The sequence below is a fragment of the Commensalibacter sp. M0355 genome (genome assembly GCF_016101365.1).
Classification (GTDB): Bacteria; Pseudomonadota; Alphaproteobacteria; order Acetobacterales; family Acetobacteraceae; genus Commensalibacter; species Commensalibacter melissae.
Map to the genome: position 1 here is coordinate 619440 of NZ_JACFQQ010000001.1, position 18340 is coordinate 637779.

Genomic DNA, 18340 nt, shown 5'->3' on the forward strand with positions numbered 1-18340 from the left:
ACAGAAATCATGTATCATGTCTCACAAAAACCTGTCTTCTATCCCTTGGTTTGATCAGAATTGGCCAAAAGCGGCGGATCAACGTTCAGCAGACCTTTTTTCAAATGCAGTTAAAGAAGCATGGGTTAAAAATAACAAGGATCCAGTATTAATTCAGCAACCCGGTATTGTCCGCCTTATCCATGCCATTGGTGGGAACAGCCCCTTTCTTGCTGATTTGATTATAAAAAACATTCATTTCTTTGAATACCTTATATTAAATGGACCTGATAAGGCCTGCAATAAAGCCTTTACTTGCCTACAAAATTCATCAATACAAGAATCCAGATCCAGTATCGCCAAAATATTACGGATTACCAAACAAAAAATTGCCATTGCCTGTGCAATTGCAGATATTGGAAATGTATGGACTTTAAAAAAAATAACCCATACGCTCAGTTATCTTGCAGAAATCACCCTTCATTTTGCAATCAATTATCTTTTATTACAAGCACATCAAAATAAAAAAATTACACTTTCCCACCCAGAAAATCCTCAGGAAAACTCAGGATTTATTGTTTTGGGAATGGGCAAACTTGGTGGTAGGGAACTTAATTACTCTTCTGATATTGACCTTATTATTCTTTATGATCCAGACAAATATCCGAATCATCCCGATCTTGCCACACTTTTTATCCGGATCACACGACAACTCGTATCCCTCATGGAGGATCGAGATGAAAATGGATATGTTTTTCGTGTTGATCTGAGATTACGGCCTGATCCCTCTTCTTCCCCACTCGCCGTTTCGTTACCCGCCGCCATTTCATATTATGAAAGCTTGGGACAAACCTGGGAACGAAGTGCCATGAGTAAGGCACGACCTGTCGCGGGAGATCTTGCAGGAGGACATTCTTTCCTGGAGGCTGTTCAACCCTTTATATGGCGCAGGCATCTGGATTTTGCTGTTGTCGAGGACATTTATGCCATGAAAAACAGGATTGATTGTCATAAAAATTCAGGCAAACCCAACCCGCCAATACTCTCTGAAAAAAAATTTGGACAAGATGCCCTGCACTGGTTAATCGGTCAAAATGTGAAGTTAGGCTATGGTGGTATTCGTGAAATCGAATTTTTACCCCAAACCTTGCAATTGATCTGGGGAGGACGTTTTCCAAAACTGCGTACACCCCAAACAATCAAAGCCATACAGCAATTGACCAGAAAAGAGTTAATTTCCGATGAATCCGCAACGATCCTAATTAAAACCTACTATTTCCTTCGTAAAATAGAACACCGCCTGCAAATGCAATCCGATCATCAGACCCATTCCCTTCCCAATACACAACAGGCATTTGATGCATTTTGCATTTTCATGGGATATGAATCAACAGACAAATTTGTTGAAGATTTATTCCCGCTTATGCAAAAGGTCCGACATATATTCGAGGGATTTTTTACGTCTCCGGATAATGAAGAAAATTTTATTCTTGATTTACCTAAAAATGAATTAATCAATTATCTGAATGAAAAAGGTTTCCCCGATGAAGCCGCATCTATTTTACAATCATGGAGCAATAGCGGCCCCCGTACTTTAAGAACCGCACGGGCCAGAATGATTCTAAAAAATATTTTACCTAATATTTTACAGGCTTTTGCAGAACAGAAAAACCCTCTTTTGATCCTACAGCGTTTTGACAGTTTGCTGGCACGACATCATGCGGGGATACAGCTTTTGTCCCTTTTCGAACGCAATCCCATTTTAATCGAAAAATTGGCGTCAATATTGGGTTCCTCACAATTCATGGCTGATTATATTACCAATAATCCTGCAGCACTTGATGCGTTAATTCATGTCGATATATTAAAAACAAAAACAAATCTGCTGCAAAAAACGATCCATGAGCATCTAAACAGCACCCAGTCTCTGGAAGAAATTCTGCCTATTCTTCATAACATTATTCAAAGCGAGGAATTCAGGCTTTCCGTTTCCTATATGGAAAACCGCCTTTCTCTAAATAAAAGTCAAATCCAGCGTACACGAATGGCAGATATCATTTTAAACGAACTTCTGGCAAGAGTAATCAAAGATCATGAACAAAAATATGGGATTATTCCGGATGGAGGCATATGCATCATTATCTTGGGGAAAGCCGGATCATGGGAAATGACGGTGGGTTCCGATCTTGATATGATGCTGGTCTATGACCATCCACCTGGAATTACTGCCAGTGTCGCAGAAACAGGATTGGCCAATAAAGCATTCCGTTCGTTAGCCATCAATCCTTATTATATACGATTAACACAAAGTTTTATCACTGCCTTGACCAATACAAGCTATACAGGTCCATTATATGAAATTGACATGCGTTTACGTCCATCTGGCAGCAAAGGGCCCGTTGCCGTATCCCTGAACTCATTCCAGCGATATCATGAAAAAGAAGCCTGGACATGGGAACGGATGGCTTTAACGCGGGCTAGGGTTATAGGTGGACCTAAAATCTTGCAGGACCGGATCAATAATGCCATTAACAAGGCCTTGGATTTTTCCCCCTCTGGCGTGACCAATAAAATCATTTTACAAGACGCCGTTCACATGCGCAAAAGGCTGGAAAATGATATGCCCCCCACCACACAATGGGATGTCAAATATCTTAAAGGTGGACTTATAGAAGTGGAATTTATTGCTCAAACTCTGCAATTAATCTCGCATAATAATAAAGCAAGACATCCTTGCACAAGAATAGCGTTCAGAAAATTGGCTCAAAATGGCTATCTTTCTATTGAAGAGGCAAGATATTTGATTCAAGCTGATTATTTCTGGCGAAATTTGCAAAGTCTTTTAAGATTATTCTTCGGTAAATATCCTCCCGAACATTTGGAAATGGATGCAACTCCAATCATTATTGAAATCATGACCGAAAAACTTCTGGGAAAGATTTTTCACACAAAAGATTCCTTTTCTCTGATTATGGAGAAAATACATCAAACCAGTGAACAGGTTCGTGATCTCTTTATAAAACTTCTTGGCCCTGTCACCTAATCACTATATTATTAACATGAAAAAAATATTCAATTTTCATTATATCCATCTAGAAAAGTAAGTTACATGACCCAACTAAACGAAGGTTCCCTGGCACCCAATTTTGATCTCCCCACCCAACTTGAAAGTTCAATTTCCCTGACTGCATTAAAAGGAAAAAAATTTGTTCTTTATTTTTATCCAAAAGCCAATACATCTGGATGCACGAAAGAGGCCTGTGCTTTTGAAGAAAACCTGACCGCATTCAAAAAGCTCGATATCCCTGTTATTGGTGTATCCCGTGATCCAGTTAAAAAACTGAAGGATTTTGCCCAAAAACACAACCTCACCTTTCCATTGGCATCCGACGAAAAAGGTGAAATGACAGAAGCCTATGGCGTTTGGGTAGAAAAATCAATGTATGGCCGAAAATACATGGGTATTGAACGATCGACCTTTTTAATAGATGAAAAGGGTAGAATCCTTAAAATCTGGCATAAAGTCAAAGTTACCAACCATGTAAACGAAATTTTGAAAACTCTCAATGCATCTGATCGATAATCTTCTGTGAACCTTACGGATGTGCCGGTGCCAACATCTTCAGATCAGAAGGTATTTTATACAAACCGGCATCTTGATGTGCGTAAACAACTTTTAAGGCCAAAACTAATGGAATGTTATTACGTACAACGCGTAACATAACTCCATCATTTGTATAACATACATCATTAATATTGCCCTCTGTATCTGCCACCTCCCATTCATTACAAAATTGTCCAGCAACCGTGGCCTCACCAACCTTGACATAATCTCCCTCCGCCCTTTTTCCCGCGCCCTGAATAGATGCACCCGGCGCGACAAGTTCGGTTTTTTTCTTTAACTGGGGGTTTAAAACGGTTAATCGCTGCGTGCGATAATCAGTTATCATGTATGTATCAATCCCCTGGGAATCAATTCTTTGTTTCCATTGTTCCACGGACCAGCGCATTCTCTGATGAAATGGAGGTAAACCAGGCATGGGACCAGCGATTGCATAAACCACATCAACATCCCTTTGAGGAGTAATAAAAGGATTTTGGCTGGCATCCACCTTATTCCCATTTTCCGATTTTTTAGCCTGGATAGGTGAAAGAGGCTGAGCGTTGGCATTGGGTGAAACCAAAGTGGGACTTTCCCCCTTTTGCTGGGGAAGTCTAACCTGCTGATATCCTACCGGAACTTGAAATGTGGAGGGAGACAAAGCATCAAATTGCACTGAAAGGGCTTCTGTTTTACCATCAATACCATCAATATCCATTCCTTCCTGCCGTAATAATATGCCTTCATCAGTTACACAAACATCAGAATGTCCTTTTGTTCCTTGAACTGACCAATGATGACACAAAATACCCAATATACGATCTGTTCCCTTTTTTCTGAAATGTAGACTTTCATCCAAAAAAAGACCACCCTTGCCCGATTTACTTGGAATCACCGTATAAACTCGCGACTTATTGGAAACAACCGTTGCCGTTTGCTTAGCTGAATCAATAAGGGTGAACCCAATATTGTTGGGACCATCAATTCGAAATAGAGTTCCATTTCCAGAAAAATATATCTTGCGTTTTTGGGCCAATGATGAATTTTCCGGCTGCACGGCATAAACAACCGTTACATCTCGTTTCGGCATAAATAAAGGATGCTTTTCTTGGGCATAAGCCGATAGGGCGACAAAAAAAGTGGTACCAATAAGAATTGATCCCGTATAACTCTTTTTTTTATAAAAAGAAGAGCATAGCGCCCTAAAATTATACAACATCACTTTATCCTTAATATATTGACTTTGCAAATACCGAATTATAAACGGAATCAATTCCGTTTCAATCCCCCTAAAACTAAACTTAATTGATATCTCGTTAACTAAAAATCTATAATGCCTTAATCTTGAATAAACTTTGCACGTCCAATTCTATTGTAATGACTAAATCATGATAACATGAACATGATCTGATCATGTCATTAAAAAAAATTATCGGAATTTATATGATTTTTACAAATATACTCAATTGTTTCCCGAGCTAACATTCCATGTTCACGTTCCAATCGACGTATAACAAAATGTAGTCTTGCCAAAGAACGATAATGATTTAAAAAGGCCATATTTAATGAGGCACCACATAATGCGCTAACAACAGGCATCATCTGCATACTCAGTTTTTGGGAAAGACTCAATCCATATTGGTAAGAAACGTCAGCCATGAGCAAAATCATCGGACGGCCACGCAACATTAATCTGGCTGAAAAAAAACCCAGCTGATTATCTTTATCTATACCCAAATTAGCAAAAGACCGTAATGCAAATACCTCTAGACAGGCGCGTTTAGTATCTTCATTTTGAAGGTTTTCCCCTTCCTCTTGCGCAACATGAGCAATTTCACGCATAAGGGCAAGGGTAGTCAGACTGATATCAGGCAACATACCACCCAATCCAGTGAACCCTCCAACTGCACCTGACGTAACAACCATGGCTTTCATTATTCGATCACGCCAGACAGCTTTTGATAAATCTGAATCCGTTTTCTCTGTTTTTCTGTTCAATCCTAAAATGGCAATTTCAAAAGCGCGCTGAATGGAAACATTGGTGAATTTCTCTATTTTTTTCTGTATCCTTGGTGAAAGACTCAGTCCTCTTTCACCTAATTTTATGGCTTGTCCTACAGCTCCTCCCATAATATCAGCCAATCGCAATAACACGCCGCGTCCTGCTTCCAGCTGTTCCAGCGCAACTGTAAGATCCTGAACCTCTTGGTCATTTAAAGAATAAGGAACAATCGTCTGATTATTTTCTGTATTCATTTGTCAATACCTATTCCAATGATGATAAATTGGTTATAATTTGATATCATTAACCATAATTCCTTTTAAGGGAAATAATATGACAAAAAAGTCATCTTTTTTAGAAAAGAAAAAGTTGCCAATTGATTACTTTTAAAAATAGATTATTTTTATATATGTAAGTAAGATTTAAAAATAATGGCATATAACAAAATGAAATCTGTTTCTCATTTTCGAACCGGTCTGATTTTAACCATTTGTTTATTGACAGGCATCATTCCTATGGTTGTTCAGGCTCAAATTTCTGGTGCAGTTTCAAATAATACGAAAAACCAGGATCCAAATCCATTACCTCCGCCCCCTTCAAGACCTGGCATGTCAGAATATAAACCTGTCAGCTATGATAATTCAATGACAACCACACAGTCAGATTCAATAACTTCTCAAAAAGGTGAGGGATTGCCAGGGTCCACTCCAAGCCAATCGCCTGTCAGACCCTATAACGGTCCTTCAGTCAATATTCCCGGGACAGGAATTCGGGCGTATTTTAACGCACCTGTACAACCTCCCTATAATGCAAGTGCATCCTATGATACATTTGCCGGGCAACCAGGAGGCAATCGCAGTGCAATTTTACAACAAAACAAAGTGCGCTAGCTAGTTAACCTGTTTCTGTTATTTTTTTTCTGGCTGACGTGGCCAACTGATCAACCCGTTCATTTTCAGGACATCCATTATGTCCTTTTACCCAATGCCATTGAATTTGATGCCTGGCAGCAGCACTTTCCAATCGCTGCCATAAATCAGTATTCGCAACCGGTTTTTTTCCCGCTGTTTTCCAACCGTTTTTTTTCCAGCCTTCAAACCATTCAGTAATTCCACGGCGGACATATTGACTATCCGTATACAAATCCACATGGCAAGAACGGGTCAATGTCTCCAAAGCCACAGCCGCGGCAGTCAGTTCCATACGATTATTTGTCGTTTCCATTTCCCCACCACTTAACTCACGTTCAATTCCCTTGAAGCGTAATAACACTCCCCATCCGCCAGGACCTGGATTGGGACTGCACCCTCCATCTGTCCAGATTTCAACAAAACCTTTTTGAAAATTGCTTCGATCAAAATTCATATGTTTCAACTTTGTTAAGTTGATGATATCTTAGCCTGTATAAATAAGGCTGCGGATCTTTAGGAGTAACCAAAGCTGTTGAAGGGGTATAAACCAGATCATGTAGGCGCGTCAGTAAAAAGCGCAATGCCGCCCCCATTTTAAAAATGGGTAACAACAATCTTTCTTTCTCAGTCAGAATACGAACAGACTGATAACCTGCGACCAAAGCCCTTGCCCGTTTGACAAGATACTCACCCGTTTCTTTAAAACACCATGCATTTAAAGCAATTGCAAGATCATAAGCAAGAAAATCAGTACAAGCAAAATAAAAATCTATAAATCCACTTAGATAATTATCTTGAAAAAAAACATTATCAGGAAATAAATCTGCATGTATCTGACCCACTGGCAAACCCTCTTGTCGAGTAGGCCAGGATTGAATGATTTTTCTTAGGACAGGATCGATTTCCCTTATTAAATCATCATGCCCGTGATTAACCGATTTTTCAAGTAACGCATTCCAGCTGTCCGGCCCCACATGATTTTTTTTATTCTGCTTGAATTCCAGACCAACCAGATGCATCCGAGCCATCGAGACGCCCAAGGCAAAACAGTGTTCCGGCAAAATTTCCGAAACTTCTTTTCCATCCAAAAAAGTAAAAATTGCTGCCGGACGTTCATTCAGCTCAATCAGGCATTCACCCTCTTTTGTTCTGACAGGTAAGGGGCAACGAATATGATGTTGCGCAAAAAACTGCATCAAATCCATATACCATGGAAGTTCTTCTCTTTTTATACGTTTTTCATAAAGGGTAAGAATATATTTCCCCTGGGTGGTATCAAGAAGAAAATTGCTATTCTCGACCCCCTGGGCAATACCCTTTAACCGAACAAGTTGACCGATAGGATAATTTTGAAGACAAGATGATACTTGTTGTTCAGAAACATTTGTATAAACAGCCATGTATTAACTCTATGTTTCTCTATTTTATCCTAGGGGAGCTGGCAGACTGAATGTAACATGTTCCTCTTTGACAATCCGTTCTTCGATATCGAGCGTAAAATGTTTGGACAAGGCTTCAAGTATTTCTTGCACAAGGGATTCAGGTGCAGAGGCTCCTGCCGTGATCCCCAATACATTCACGCCTTCCAGATCTTTCCAATCCATGTTTTCCAGTTTCGGTATCAAAATTGCCCGTGGCGCTCCCGAACGTTCAGCAACCTCACGCAACCGTTGTGAATTGGAAGAGTTTGGGGAACCGATCACGAACATCAAATCACACTCTGCCGCAATTCTTTTTACGGCTTCCTGTCTATTTGTAGTTGCATAACATATATCCTCACGCTTTGGCCCCTCGATCTTGGGAAATCGTTGCCTTAAAATGGCAACAATTTCTGCGGTATCATCCACAGAAAGCGTAGTTTGTGTTATAAATGCCAAACGATCTGGATTTTCAGGTTGTACAGTACGGGCTTCCTCTGCATCCTTAATAAGGGTTACCGCACCTGGTGGCAATTGCCCCATCGTTCCAACAACTTCGGGATGACCTGCATGACCAATCATCAAGATATGACGGCTTTCTTCACCGCCATTGGCAAAATGCCGTTCCGCCTCTCTGTGAACCTTGGAAACCAAGGGACATGTAGCATCAAGATATAACAGGTTACGTCTTTGGGCTTCTAGGGGCACAGTTTTAGGAACACCATGCGCTGAAAAAACCACATGTGCATCTGCTGGAACCTCATCCAGTTCCTCCACAAAAATAGCCCCCTTTTTTTCTAAATTTTCAACAACTGTCCGATTATGAACGATTTCGTGACGAACGTATACCGGTGCCCCGTACCGTCGCAAAGCTTCTTCTACAACACGAATAGCTCGATCAACCCCGGCACAAAACCCACGAGGGCCAGCCAATAATACTTTTAACGCACGAGTTTGATTTTCTGAATTCTTTAAATGTTGGTCAGACATAATTTTTCCAAGTTATTAAAAATCTATAAACTTTATATTTGGATTTTATCAGGTAAACAAGCTGTTATTAAACATCAGAACTTAAAATTAATTATAAAGAATATATTTCACATTAAAACAATTTGTTTTATGGTATATATTTTATTATTTATTAACAACCTCTTCTCTAATAAATGGCAGGAAAGCGATGATCCTTTCAAGTGTTTTGACAAAAAAGACGATAAAAACACCCCTCGCCTTTTTACCCTTCACATTTTTTCTGTGGGGATGTGCAGAAAAAGTAACATATGATTTTCCTCCTGCCTGTCCCAAAGTTAGTATTCTTCCTGCAGCATCAGATTATTTTGTTTTTGAAAATAATCAGGATAGTCTCCCTCATCTTATAACTAAAGCCAGCATCATAGAAATATCAGGCAATTGTACTGATGATCCAAAAAACGAAAAAAATAAAGAACGAAGAAAGAGAAATTTAAGCTATCAAGACTACATTGATACACAACTGAGTGTGACCCTTCAGATTCAGCGAGGACCAGCAGCCCAAACTCATTCTTTCAAAATCCCATATTTCATTGCAACCATTCATAATGGAAAAGTCGTTGATAAACAGGAAATGATTGCGGAAGTTAGTTTCCCCAATAATATTGATCAAGTAAAGCTTGAATCCAAAAAATTGATGTTCAAAGTTCCCGCCACAACTGCCCGTACCCCTGATGGATATGAACTTACTGTTGGCTTTCAACTATCTCCAAACCAGCTTGAATATAATCGTCACCATTTTGGATCTGTTCAATATAATTCCTATTAAACTATCCATTATAATTTGCTTAAAAAATCTAATTTAAGCAAATTAACAATTGTATGAAAAATCAGGGGATCATTGTACCTGTATCGATGTACCGTTCATGCCATGACAGGGCTTCCTTAAGCAAAATAGGAGTATGAGCCATATTATTTTTTAGGGCCATTTGATAATATTCCCTCAATAGAGGTCTAAAAGTGGGATGCGTACAATTTTCAATAACAAGTTTTGCTCTTTGACGCGGTGACAGTCCCCGTAAATCTGCCAATCCCTGCTCGGTTACAATAACCTGAACATCCTGATAAATATGATCCACATGAGACACCATCGGAACAATTGAGGAAATCTTTCCTCCTTTGGCCAAGGATGGAGTCATGAAAATCGATACATAGGCGTTTCTTGCATAATCCCCAGAACCACCAATTCCATTCATCATTCTTGAACCCATAATATGGGTGGAATTGACATTGCCGAAAATATCCGCTTCGATGGCGCCGTTCATGGAAATGCATCCTAACCGGCGAATAACACCAACATGATTACTGATTTCAGAAGGCCTTAAAATGATTTTGTCACGGAAAAAATCAGTGTTATCGTTAAAATACTCCGCTTTTTCAGGACTTAGAGAAAAGGATGTCGCCGAAGCAACCTTCATTTTCCCAGTTTCAAGCATATTCAACATACCGTCCTGAATCACCTCCGTAAATGCGGTCAGATTGTCAAAATCCCCTTCGCCCAAAGCCTCCATAACCGCATTGGCAACATTGCCAACCCCGGATTGTAACGGAAAAAGTTGAGGCGGCACTTTACCTCTTTTCACTTCATATCTGAAAAATTCCATTAAATGTCCAGCAATCAATTTTGCGTTTTCATCACTGGGACTAAAAGGGGCATTTCGATCTGGAGCGTTCGTTTCCACAACAGCCACCACTTTATTCAGATCAACAGTCATATATGGTTGACCTATACGATCACAAGGGGAGGACAATGGAATAATTTGATGTGGAAAAGAGGTTGAAACCTCCCATGCATCATGCATACCCTCCAGACCTGCACTTTGCCATTGATTGACTTCAAGGATAATTTTTTTTGCACTATTCAACCAAAGCTGATTGTTGGCCAGAGCCGAAGAGGCAACCAACCGACCATCTTCGCAAATACGTACGACCTCGATAATGGCGACATCCATTTCACCCAAAACACCTGTACGATATAAGGGGGCAACCTGTCCCAAATGCATATCAAGATAATCAGTATCCCCACTATTGATCCGTTTACGCATAATTGGATCAGTATTAAACGCGGAACGGTAAGAAACTCCGTTAACCTCCGCCAATGCACCGTCAAGTTCTGGTCCTGTTGACGCTCCAGTTATCAATTTGACTTTAAATTCCTTACCTAACGCATGAGCTTCCTTAATTCTATTAGCCAAAGCCTGAGGAACTGCCTTCGGATATCCTGACCCCGTAAATCCACTTGTACCTATCAAATCACCCGCATGAATAAATTGCGCGGCCTCTTCAGCCGAGCAGACTTTTCGTTTTAATCCCTGATGTTGAATACGATTATTTTGAGACATGACTAATCCTTTAAAATCTTAACTTAAATAAAACTATATATTTTTTTTTCTTTTAATTAAGATCATAAAGTTCAATTCTCCCAACAAAAAAAAGTGAGATATTCAATAAAAAAAACATTTTTGCAATATATAGATGCAAAATAAAAAACTTTATGGTTTATACTATAGCGATGTTTGCCACATTATCCACTCGTTTCAAAAATTTCAGAATTATCGGGGATGTCCATGGTGATATTAACGGTTTTCGACATGCTGTTGAAACAGATCACTTCATCATTCAACTGGGGGACTTGGTCGATTACGGACCGGATAGTGGTGCTGTAATGGCGTTAATGTTACAGGTTCAGGATGAAAAAAGAGGAATTTTCTTGATTGGCAATCATGACCGAAAACTGGGATTGTTTCTCAAGGGATTCAGGGTAAGAAAAGATAATATCCTGACCAGAACCCTTGATCAAATCAACCAACATCCTGATAAAAAACTAACCGATAAAATCTTGCAAGCTTTGGAAAAAGCTCCTGCCTGGTTAATTTTTAAGAATTTTATTTTTGTTCATGGCGGATTTCATACCAGAATGCTGGTTGAACCCCCGCCAGCCAATCCATTGACACCGATAAATGCCTTGTTATCCCGCACATTGTATGGGGAAACAACCAATAAAACCCTTGCAAATGGTTATCCGGTCCGCAGACTAAACTGGGTTAATCATATTCCATCAGGTTATACCCTATATTGCGGACATGATTGCAGATCCACGGACGGACGTCCCTGGATCCGCAAAGGATATGCCGGAGGGACAGCCGTTTTTATGGATACTGGAGCGGGTAAAGGCGGTCATTTATCGTGGATCGATATTCCAATTTAATTCAAATTAAAAATTATTATCCAAAATTTATGTAAAAAGGTAGATTGTATGATTAAACAACCACCACTTTCCCCAGAAAAAGCTAAACAAGAATTATTAAAGTTGCGCCAAAGCATTGATAATATTGATAATGCGTTAATTCATATTCTGGCTGAACGATTTTGTTTGACCCAAAAAGTGGGTGAATTGAAAGCAACTTATCAGTTACCCCCTTCTGATCCTCAAAGAGAATCTGAACAAATTGCACGATTGAGAGAAATGGCCAAATCCGCCCATCTGGATCCCAATTTCGCAGAAAAATTTCTTCATTTCATCATTACGGAAGTTATTCAACATCATAAAGCAATTGCCAAACAAAAAATTGATAAGAAAAATTAAATCATCTCTTATTTTTTATTTTTGGTTGTGCATGCAATTCTTTATATTAAGACTCAGCAAAACAATTTTAAATATAATTTATTTAAATGCCAAGCTCTCAGAGACGTGAAAAAACTTCTCTGTGTATTCTGGTATGGTGAAGATAGAGCATTTTTATGCATTAAATTTAAAGACATTGTTAAATCACAATAAGGTTGAATATAGTATGAAACAGTCAGACACGGAAGCTATGTCTTTCTCACCTCCTCAAGATGACGGAACCGTTACCATTACTTTTCAGGGGAAAACAGCTACATTACCAGTTCTATCAGGGGCAAGTGGAAATAGTGTCGTTGATATTCGCAGTTTGACCAAAGAATTGGGCTTATTTACCTTTGATCCTGGATTGGGCAGTACTGCCGCTTGTGAAAGCAAGATCACATTCATTGATGGTGAAAAAGGTATCCTTTTATATCGCGGGTATCCAATCGAACAGCTTGCTGCAAAATCAAGTTTCGCAGAGGTGGCATATCTTCTTTTGTACGGAGAACTTCCATCCAAAGAAGAGCACGAGGATTTTAAAGAACGGTTACTTAATCATTCTCTTCTTCATGAGCAAATTCGAAATTTCTTTAACGGCTATCGTCGCGATGCACATCCAATGGCCATGTTATGTGGAACAGTTGGTGGATTATCAGCTTTCTATCCCGAAGGCATTGACATATCTAACGAAGAAAGTCGTGATCTTTCCGCTGTTCGTCTGATTGCAAAAATGCCCACTCTTGCGGCATGGGCCTACAAATATTCCCGAGGGGAACCTTTTGTCTATCCAAGAGCGGATTATTCATATTCAGAAAATTTTATTAACATGCTGTTTGCCCGTGCGGATAGACCCTATAAGGTCAATCCAATCCTCAGCAATGCATTGGACCGTATTTTGATTTTACATGCTGATCATGAACAAAATGCCTCAACATCCACAGTACGATTGACAGGATCAACAGGATCACATCCGTTTGCCTGTGTTGCCGCAGGTATTGCCGCTCTTTGGGGACCCGCGCATGGTGGTGCAAATGAAGCGGTTTTACAAATGCTTGGAAAAATAGGCTCAAAAGAAAATATCCCTGATTTTATTGCAAAGGTGAAGGATAAAAATAGTAATGTCAGGTTAATGGGATTTGGGCATCGCGTTTACAAAAATTTCGATCCACGGGCAAAAATCATGCAACAGACCTGTTATGAAGTCCTTGAGGAATTGGGTATTAAACACGATCCATTACTGGAACTCGCTATTGAACTAGAAAAATATGCACTGAATGACGATTATTTCGTTCAACGTAAACTTTATCCAAATGTAGATTTCTACTCTGGAATCATTTTCAAGGCAATGGGAATACCCAAATCAATGTTTACCGCGTTTTTTGCTGTTGCACGCACCGTAGGATGGGTAAGTCAATGGAAAGAGGCCTTTAATGATCCATTACGAAGAATTTATCGTCCTCGTCAGCTATATACAGGTCATCAGCGTAGAGACTTAAATAAATAAACTAATTTAGATAAGAAAACTTTTCAGGTAAGGAAATTCAAATAACAATTTCCTTACTTGTTTTTTCCTCTAATTGCAATCGCATCCAGTGGTTTTGCCATTCTGTTTTTTATCATAAATATGATAGTCAATCCATTCAGACACGAGAAGACGAGCCTCATTTACTGAAGATTCCGGATGATAAATTTGATATAAAAGAACGCAGCTCTGAAAAATTTGCATTTCCCCTACACCAACAGCTTTTAACTCTTGATAGGCAGTAATAACCGATTTTTCACACCGACGATGAATGTGGTCTAATTGAATAGCCATACTTTTTCTACTTAATACCAACGATTTACTTTGATTTTGGTAGTATATCCCAAAATCAGTATCTATTGATAGAAATATATTATTAATTTAGTTTTTATCAATTTTTTTATAAAAAAATTTAATTACTGCACTTTTTTTCTAAAAAGTATATAAGAAAACCTTATTTACCTGCTTTCTCTACTTTACGAATAAGGCAATCACTCTATGTCACAAACTCATACTTCACTTTTTAATAAAAAACAACCACGTTCACCTCGTGTAACTGAATGGGATCGTGACGCCGCTCTTATTACCGCTCGGCTTCTTTTGGAAATCCAGGCTGTAAATTTTCGTCCTGATGATCCGTATCTACTTACCGCCGGTTGGAAATCCCCTGTTTATATTGATTGTCGTAAAATTATTTTTTATCCTCGTGCCCGGGCAAAGATTATTGAATTAGGGGTTGAAAAAATTTATCGTCACGTTGGATATGAATCTTTTGATGCCGTCGTGGGTGGTGAAACAGCTGGAATTCCATTTGCTGCATGGTTCGCAGACCGAATGATGACTCCAATGGCCTATGTCCGCAAAAAACCTAAAGGATTTGGTAAAAATGCACAGATCGAAGGGGATGTACCTGAAAATATGCGTACTCTTTTGGTGGAAGACTTAACTACAGATGGTATTTCCAAGGTTGGGTTTGCCAAAGCTTTACGCAAGGCTGGTGCAATTGTTGATCATGCTTTTGTTGTTTTCTTTTATGGAGTTTTTTCAAGCGCTTATCAGACACTAAACGATATTGGCATCAGTCTGCATTCCCTTTGCACTTGGTGGGATATTTTAGAAGTCAGTTCAGAATACCCAGCCTTTTCAAATGGAGATACCTCAGAAATCAGACGTTTCCTTGAAGATCCTTGCGCATGGTCTGCCAAGCATGGCGGAGTCAGCAATGAACAGGAGGCTCTAGCTTATAAACAATCCCGTTTATAATCTTTTATACCCTATGCCTTATCGTGTTTTAGCATTCGATTCTGGTATTGGAGGTTTAGGCATCGTTCAAAACCTCCAAACACAATTGAAAACAACTGATTTACAGGTTTCAATTGACTATCTTGCCGACAACCTTGTTTTCCCTTATGGTGAGCAAGAAGATAATTTTCTGGTTGAACGAATTATCAATCTTATCGGACAGGCGATTCAGTCAATTAAACCAAACCTTGTTATCATTGCCTGTAATACCGCCAGTACTATTGCACTCGACAGGCTGAGGAAAATATATCCTTTCATTCCATTTGTTGGCTGTGTTCCACCTGTTCGATGGGCCGCCCGCGTGAGTCAAAGCAAAATAATTGGATTATTGGCAACACGTGCAACCATTGCACGACCCTATTTATGTCATTTAAAAGAACAATTTGCCTCGGATTGCAAACTTATCGCTTATGGTTCTCCTGTACTTGCAAAACTGGCAGAGAATTATTTCCGGACAAAGTCTTGCGATATACATCTAATCCAGCAAGAACTTGATAATATGTTTAATCATCCATATTCTGATCAAATGGATGCAATATGTATAGGATGTACCCATTACAGCTTTATTCTTGATCTTTTACGTCAGAACACATCCCCATCCATTCAATGGCTGGATCCTGCAGCTGCTGTAGCCAAGCACACTATTGACATTTTACGGCAAGAGAAATTTTCACATACTGATAATAACGTAAATAACTGTTTTTATTCTACTGCACCATTAACTAAGGACAAACCTCTTTTAAGTCGGCTTGCCCTGATGAAATTTACACAAATCAAAACATTTATATTCCAATAAACCAATTTTAAAAATGTCTATGCACGGTGTAATTAGCAATATTTTTTAAGATAGTATGTAATTCACTCTCTGGAAAAACATCGAGCGCTGAACTGGCTTTATTTGCAAAAACCATAGCTTCTTTAAGGGTTTCTTCAATTACATTGTACTTTCGAATAAGGACTAGGGCCTGTTTTAAATCGCCTTTTTCCTGCTTGCCATCCTGTATTACCCGTTGCCAAAATTCCTTTTCCACTGAAGTGGACTTTTCATAGGCAATCAAAATTGGATAGGTTATTTTACCCTCACGAAAATCATCGCCAATCGTTTTACCCAATTCTTCCTGTTTCGCTGAATAATCCAATGCATCATCAACCAGCTGAAAAGCCATTCCCAAATTTGTACCAAAAGATTCCAACGCCAATTCATGCTGTCTTGATTGATTGGCTACAATAGCCCCAACTCGACAAGAAGCCGCAAATAATGCCGCAGTCTTTCCATGAATAACTTCAAAATAGCGTGATATTGAAGTTGACAAATCATTCTGTACGGTCATTTGCAAAATTTCACCTTCAGCAATGGTTGCCGAAGCCTTTGAAATGATTCGCATAACTTCTAAGGAACCATCTTCTGTCATGATCTGAAATGCACGGGAAAAAAGAAAATCTCCCACCAATACAGACGCTGAATTACCAAAAACAGCATTTGCACTTTCCGTCCCCCGTCGCAACATACTTTCATCAACCACATCATCATGCAACAGGGTCGCGGTATGAAGGAATTCAATACAGGCAGCCAACCGGACATGACGTGTAATGTGATCTGCAGAATCTTTTTCGTATCCACATAATCGTGCTGAGGCCAAGGTTAGTAAAGGTCTTAAACGCTTTCCTCCTGCCACAATTAGATGTGCTGCCAATTGTGAAACTAACGGTACGGAGCTTTGCATCCGATCCATAATGACATGATTACAAGCTTGCATGTCAACAGCTAAATAATCCACTAATGCTTGTAAAGGTTCTTCTTTCCCCATCAGAACAGGCATTTTACTTTCTACCTTCTGTCTCATTGGCATATGTTGATCCAACCGACCCTATATAAAACTTATAAAAATTTATTCAAGTTGTAAAAATAAAAACAGAATTGATCATTATCATTAACATTTCATTATCGGTTACGCTAGAATACATTTTATTTGTCTAACATATTTATTTGGTTAATGATTTATGCAGTCGCTTTCTTTTACGTCACCTTATATACACCATAAATCAAAAAATACATCCAATGGAACGTTATTAGAAGGAAAGATATTTTATAAACAATTCCAAAAAGGATACAGGACAGCCCTCGAGCCCATATTGATGGCAGCCAGTATTCCAGCCAAAAAAAAACAGATAATTATTGAGGGTGGATGTGGAGCAGGTGCAGGATTGATGTGTCTTGCCTATCGTATTCCCTTGATTACTGGAATAGGTTTTGAACAACATCCAGAGATGGTTGAACTGGCAAATGAAAATTTTCAACTTAATGCGATGTCCAATCTAAAGGCAATGCAGGTCACATTGCCGAAACTTCCAAAACGTCCTTTTACATTTTTACCTAATGGTCAGGAACATGTTGATCATGTCTTCGCCAACCCCCCCTGGCATCAACATAATAGCTGTCCTTCGCCAGACCCAGAAAAAAATCTGGCAAAAAAACTTCCCCGAGGCTTGCTTGCTGAATGGATTTATGCTTTAAGCCGTCCATTACGACAAGGAGGAACATTAACTCTGGCCCTTTCAGCCAGCCTGTATAGTGAAGCAAGTGCCCTTATGTATCAATATAAACTGGGATCGGTTATTCTATTTCCTTTATGGCCAAAACTAAACCGGCCACCCCGAATTATACTTTTACAAGGACGAATGGGATCGACCGGAGGGAGTCAGATTGCACCAGGCCTTATACTACATAATGACAATGGAGAATTTACCAATGAAACAAATCGAATCTTGCGCCAGGGGAAAAAACTAACCTTGTTATCTTGATATAAGCGTTTATATGGGATGAATCTAAGTCAAGAAGTTTATTTTCTATAAAACACTATATATCGATATTAAATTTATTTATATGACTATATATTGATAAAAGAGCATAATTAAATCATAAATCACCCAGGGAGTTAGAACTGTGGAAAAGCAAGATTCAAAACCAACAC

The 18340-nt window shown here is 39.1% G+C and carries 18 protein-coding genes; 10 read left to right on the top strand and 8 right to left on the bottom strand.

Annotated elements, in window-relative coordinates; genetic code table 11:
- Positions 1-16 precede the first annotated feature (16 nt).
- Positions 17-3022 carry a bifunctional [glutamine synthetase] adenylyltransferase/[glutamine synthetase]-adenylyl-L-tyrosine phosphorylase gene (locus H3T44_RS02965; RefSeq protein WP_198195946.1) on the top strand — a complete coding sequence of 1002 codons (3006 nt, stop codon included), beginning with the start codon at positions 17-19 and terminating at the stop codon, positions 3020-3022.
- 66 nt (positions 3023-3088) lie between these two features.
- The gene (gene bcp / locus H3T44_RS02970; protein ID WP_110438423.1) at positions 3089-3562 is read left to right on the top strand and encodes a thioredoxin-dependent thiol peroxidase; all 474 of its coding nucleotides are present in this window, start codon (positions 3089-3091) and stop codon (positions 3560-3562) included.
- Between the two features lie 13 nt (positions 3563-3575).
- On the opposite strand, the gene H3T44_RS02975 is transcribed toward bcp, so the two are convergent.
- Together H3T44_RS02975 and H3T44_RS02980 are read right to left on the bottom strand one after the other, a co-directional pair.
- Positions 3576-4799, bottom strand: coding sequence for a DUF4412 domain-containing protein (locus tag H3T44_RS02975; protein WP_198195947.1), 1224 nt, complete (start codon positions 4797-4799; stop codon positions 3576-3578).
- A gap of 200 nt (positions 4800-4999) precedes the next feature.
- Positions 5000-5836, bottom strand: a complete 837-nt coding sequence (locus H3T44_RS02980) for an EcsC family protein (RefSeq protein WP_110438425.1) — start codon at positions 5834-5836, stop codon at positions 5000-5002.
- Between the two features lie 192 nt (positions 5837-6028).
- On the opposite strand from H3T44_RS02980, the gene H3T44_RS02985 reads away from it, so the two are divergent.
- The gene (locus H3T44_RS02985; RefSeq protein ID WP_146206652.1) at positions 6029-6472 is read left to right on the top strand and encodes a hypothetical protein; all 444 of its coding nucleotides are present in this window, start codon (positions 6029-6031) and stop codon (positions 6470-6472) included.
- A 4-nt stretch (positions 6473-6476) separates the two neighbouring features.
- Here H3T44_RS02985 and rnhA read toward each other — a convergent pair whose 3' ends face one another.
- The 3 genes from rnhA to ispH are packed head-to-tail and all read right to left on the bottom strand — an operon-like array spanning position 6477 to position 8901.
- Entirely contained in the window at positions 6477-6947 is a 471-nt protein-coding gene (gene rnhA / locus H3T44_RS02990) for a ribonuclease HI (RefSeq protein ID WP_110438427.1), read from the bottom strand.
- Positions 6937-7893 (bottom strand): homoserine kinase, encoded by a 957-nt coding sequence (locus H3T44_RS02995; protein WP_110438428.1) that lies wholly within the window; start codon positions 7891-7893, stop codon positions 6937-6939. Before H3T44_RS02995 ends, rnhA begins: the two co-directional genes overlap by 11 nt.
- Before the next feature lie 24 nt (positions 7894-7917).
- A complete protein-coding gene (ispH, locus tag H3T44_RS03000) occupies positions 7918-8901 on the bottom strand; it encodes a 4-hydroxy-3-methylbut-2-enyl diphosphate reductase (protein ID WP_110438429.1) in 984 nt (327 codons plus the stop codon).
- Positions 8902-9088: 187 nt separating this feature from the next.
- Here ispH and H3T44_RS03005 point away from each other — a divergent pair, with 187 nt between their 5' ends.
- Complete coding sequence (locus tag H3T44_RS03005; RefSeq protein ID WP_110438430.1) at positions 9089-9706, top strand: hypothetical protein; 618 nt, start codon at positions 9089-9091, stop codon at positions 9704-9706.
- A gap of 61 nt (positions 9707-9767) precedes the next feature.
- Here H3T44_RS03005 and H3T44_RS03010 read toward each other — a convergent pair whose 3' ends face one another.
- Complete coding sequence (locus tag H3T44_RS03010) at positions 9768-11279, bottom strand: acetyl-CoA hydrolase/transferase family protein (RefSeq protein ID WP_110438431.1); 1512 nt, start codon at positions 11277-11279, stop codon at positions 9768-9770.
- A 152-nt stretch (positions 11280-11431) separates the two neighbouring features.
- On the opposite strand from H3T44_RS03010, the gene H3T44_RS03015 reads away from it, so the two are divergent.
- From H3T44_RS03015 to gltA, 3 genes are all read left to right on the top strand, one after another.
- A complete protein-coding gene (locus tag H3T44_RS03015; RefSeq protein WP_196424162.1) occupies positions 11432-12145 on the top strand; it encodes a metallophosphoesterase in 714 nt (237 codons plus the stop codon).
- A gap of 48 nt (positions 12146-12193) precedes the next feature.
- A complete protein-coding gene (locus H3T44_RS03020; RefSeq protein WP_155567206.1) occupies positions 12194-12523 on the top strand; it encodes a chorismate mutase in 330 nt (109 codons plus the stop codon).
- Positions 12524-12728: 205 nt separating this feature from the next.
- Positions 12729-14048, top strand: coding sequence for a citrate synthase (gltA, locus tag H3T44_RS03025; protein ID WP_230873447.1), 1320 nt, complete (start codon positions 12729-12731; stop codon positions 14046-14048).
- Positions 14049-14117: 69 nt separating this feature from the next.
- Here the strand turns inward: gltA and H3T44_RS03030 are convergent, their stop codons facing one another.
- Positions 14118-14360: a hypothetical protein gene (locus H3T44_RS03030; protein ID WP_110438434.1), complete on the bottom strand. Its 243-nt coding sequence runs from the start codon at positions 14358-14360 to the stop codon at positions 14118-14120.
- A gap of 204 nt (positions 14361-14564) precedes the next feature.
- On the opposite strand from H3T44_RS03030, the gene H3T44_RS03035 reads away from it, so the two are divergent.
- The gene (locus H3T44_RS03035; RefSeq protein ID WP_110438435.1) at positions 14565-15329 is read left to right on the top strand and encodes an orotate phosphoribosyltransferase; all 765 of its coding nucleotides are present in this window, start codon (positions 14565-14567) and stop codon (positions 15327-15329) included.
- A gap of 13 nt (positions 15330-15342) precedes the next feature.
- Positions 15343-16164 carry a glutamate racemase gene (gene murI / locus H3T44_RS03040; protein ID WP_198195949.1) on the top strand — a complete coding sequence of 274 codons (822 nt, stop codon included), beginning with the start codon at positions 15343-15345 and terminating at the stop codon, positions 16162-16164.
- A gap of 7 nt (positions 16165-16171) precedes the next feature.
- Here murI and H3T44_RS03045 read toward each other — a convergent pair whose 3' ends face one another.
- Positions 16172-17212, bottom strand: coding sequence for a polyprenyl synthetase family protein (locus tag H3T44_RS03045; protein ID WP_232347487.1), 1041 nt, complete (start codon positions 17210-17212; stop codon positions 16172-16174).
- A 157-nt stretch (positions 17213-17369) separates the two neighbouring features.
- On the opposite strand from H3T44_RS03045, the gene H3T44_RS03050 reads away from it, so the two are divergent.
- Positions 17370-18170: a tRNA1(Val) (adenine(37)-N6)-methyltransferase gene (locus tag H3T44_RS03050; protein WP_122123931.1), complete on the top strand. Its 801-nt coding sequence runs from the start codon at positions 17370-17372 to the stop codon at positions 18168-18170.
- Positions 18171-18340: the final 170 nt, after the last annotated feature.

Bases quoted from the DNA above. Each gene is read 5' to 3' on its own strand.
- H3T44_RS02965 (WP_198195946.1), top strand. From the start codon at position 17: ATGTCTCACAAAAACCTGTCTTCTATCCCTTGGTTTGATCAGAATTGG.
- bcp (WP_110438423.1), top strand. From the start codon at position 3,089: ATGACCCAACTAAACGAAGGTTCCCTGGCACCCAATTTTGATCTCCCC.
- H3T44_RS02975 (WP_198195947.1), bottom strand. From the start codon at position 4,799: ATGTTGTATAATTTTAGGGCGCTATGCTCTTCTTTTTATAAAAAAAAG.
- H3T44_RS02980 (WP_110438425.1), bottom strand. From the start codon at position 5,836: ATGAATACAGAAAATAATCAGACGATTGTTCCTTATTCTTTAAATGAC.
- H3T44_RS02985 (WP_146206652.1), top strand. From the start codon at position 6,029: ATGAAATCTGTTTCTCATTTTCGAACCGGTCTGATTTTAACCATTTGT.
- rnhA (WP_110438427.1), bottom strand. From the start codon at position 6,947: ATGAATTTTGATCGAAGCAATTTTCAAAAAGGTTTTGTTGAAATCTGG.
- H3T44_RS02995 (WP_110438428.1), bottom strand. From the start codon at position 7,893: ATGGCTGTTTATACAAATGTTTCTGAACAACAAGTATCATCTTGTCTT.
- ispH (WP_110438429.1), bottom strand. From the start codon at position 8,901: ATGTCTGACCAACATTTAAAGAATTCAGAAAATCAAACTCGTGCGTTA.
- H3T44_RS03005 (WP_110438430.1), top strand. From the start codon at position 9,089: ATGATCCTTTCAAGTGTTTTGACAAAAAAGACGATAAAAACACCCCTC.
- H3T44_RS03010 (WP_110438431.1), bottom strand. From the start codon at position 11,279: ATGTCTCAAAATAATCGTATTCAACATCAGGGATTAAAACGAAAAGTC.
- H3T44_RS03015 (WP_196424162.1), top strand. From the start codon at position 11,432: ATGGTTTATACTATAGCGATGTTTGCCACATTATCCACTCGTTTCAAA.
- H3T44_RS03020 (WP_155567206.1), top strand. From the start codon at position 12,194: ATGATTAAACAACCACCACTTTCCCCAGAAAAAGCTAAACAAGAATTA.
- gltA (WP_230873447.1), top strand. From the start codon at position 12,729: ATGAAACAGTCAGACACGGAAGCTATGTCTTTCTCACCTCCTCAAGAT.
- H3T44_RS03030 (WP_110438434.1), bottom strand. From the start codon at position 14,360: ATGGCTATTCAATTAGACCACATTCATCGTCGGTGTGAAAAATCGGTT.
- H3T44_RS03035 (WP_110438435.1), top strand. From the start codon at position 14,565: ATGTCACAAACTCATACTTCACTTTTTAATAAAAAACAACCACGTTCA.
- murI (WP_198195949.1), top strand. From the start codon at position 15,343: ATGCCTTATCGTGTTTTAGCATTCGATTCTGGTATTGGAGGTTTAGGC.
- H3T44_RS03045 (WP_232347487.1), bottom strand. From the start codon at position 17,212: ATGAGACAGAAGGTAGAAAGTAAAATGCCTGTTCTGATGGGGAAAGAA.
- H3T44_RS03050 (WP_122123931.1), top strand. From the start codon at position 17,370: ATGCAGTCGCTTTCTTTTACGTCACCTTATATACACCATAAATCAAAA.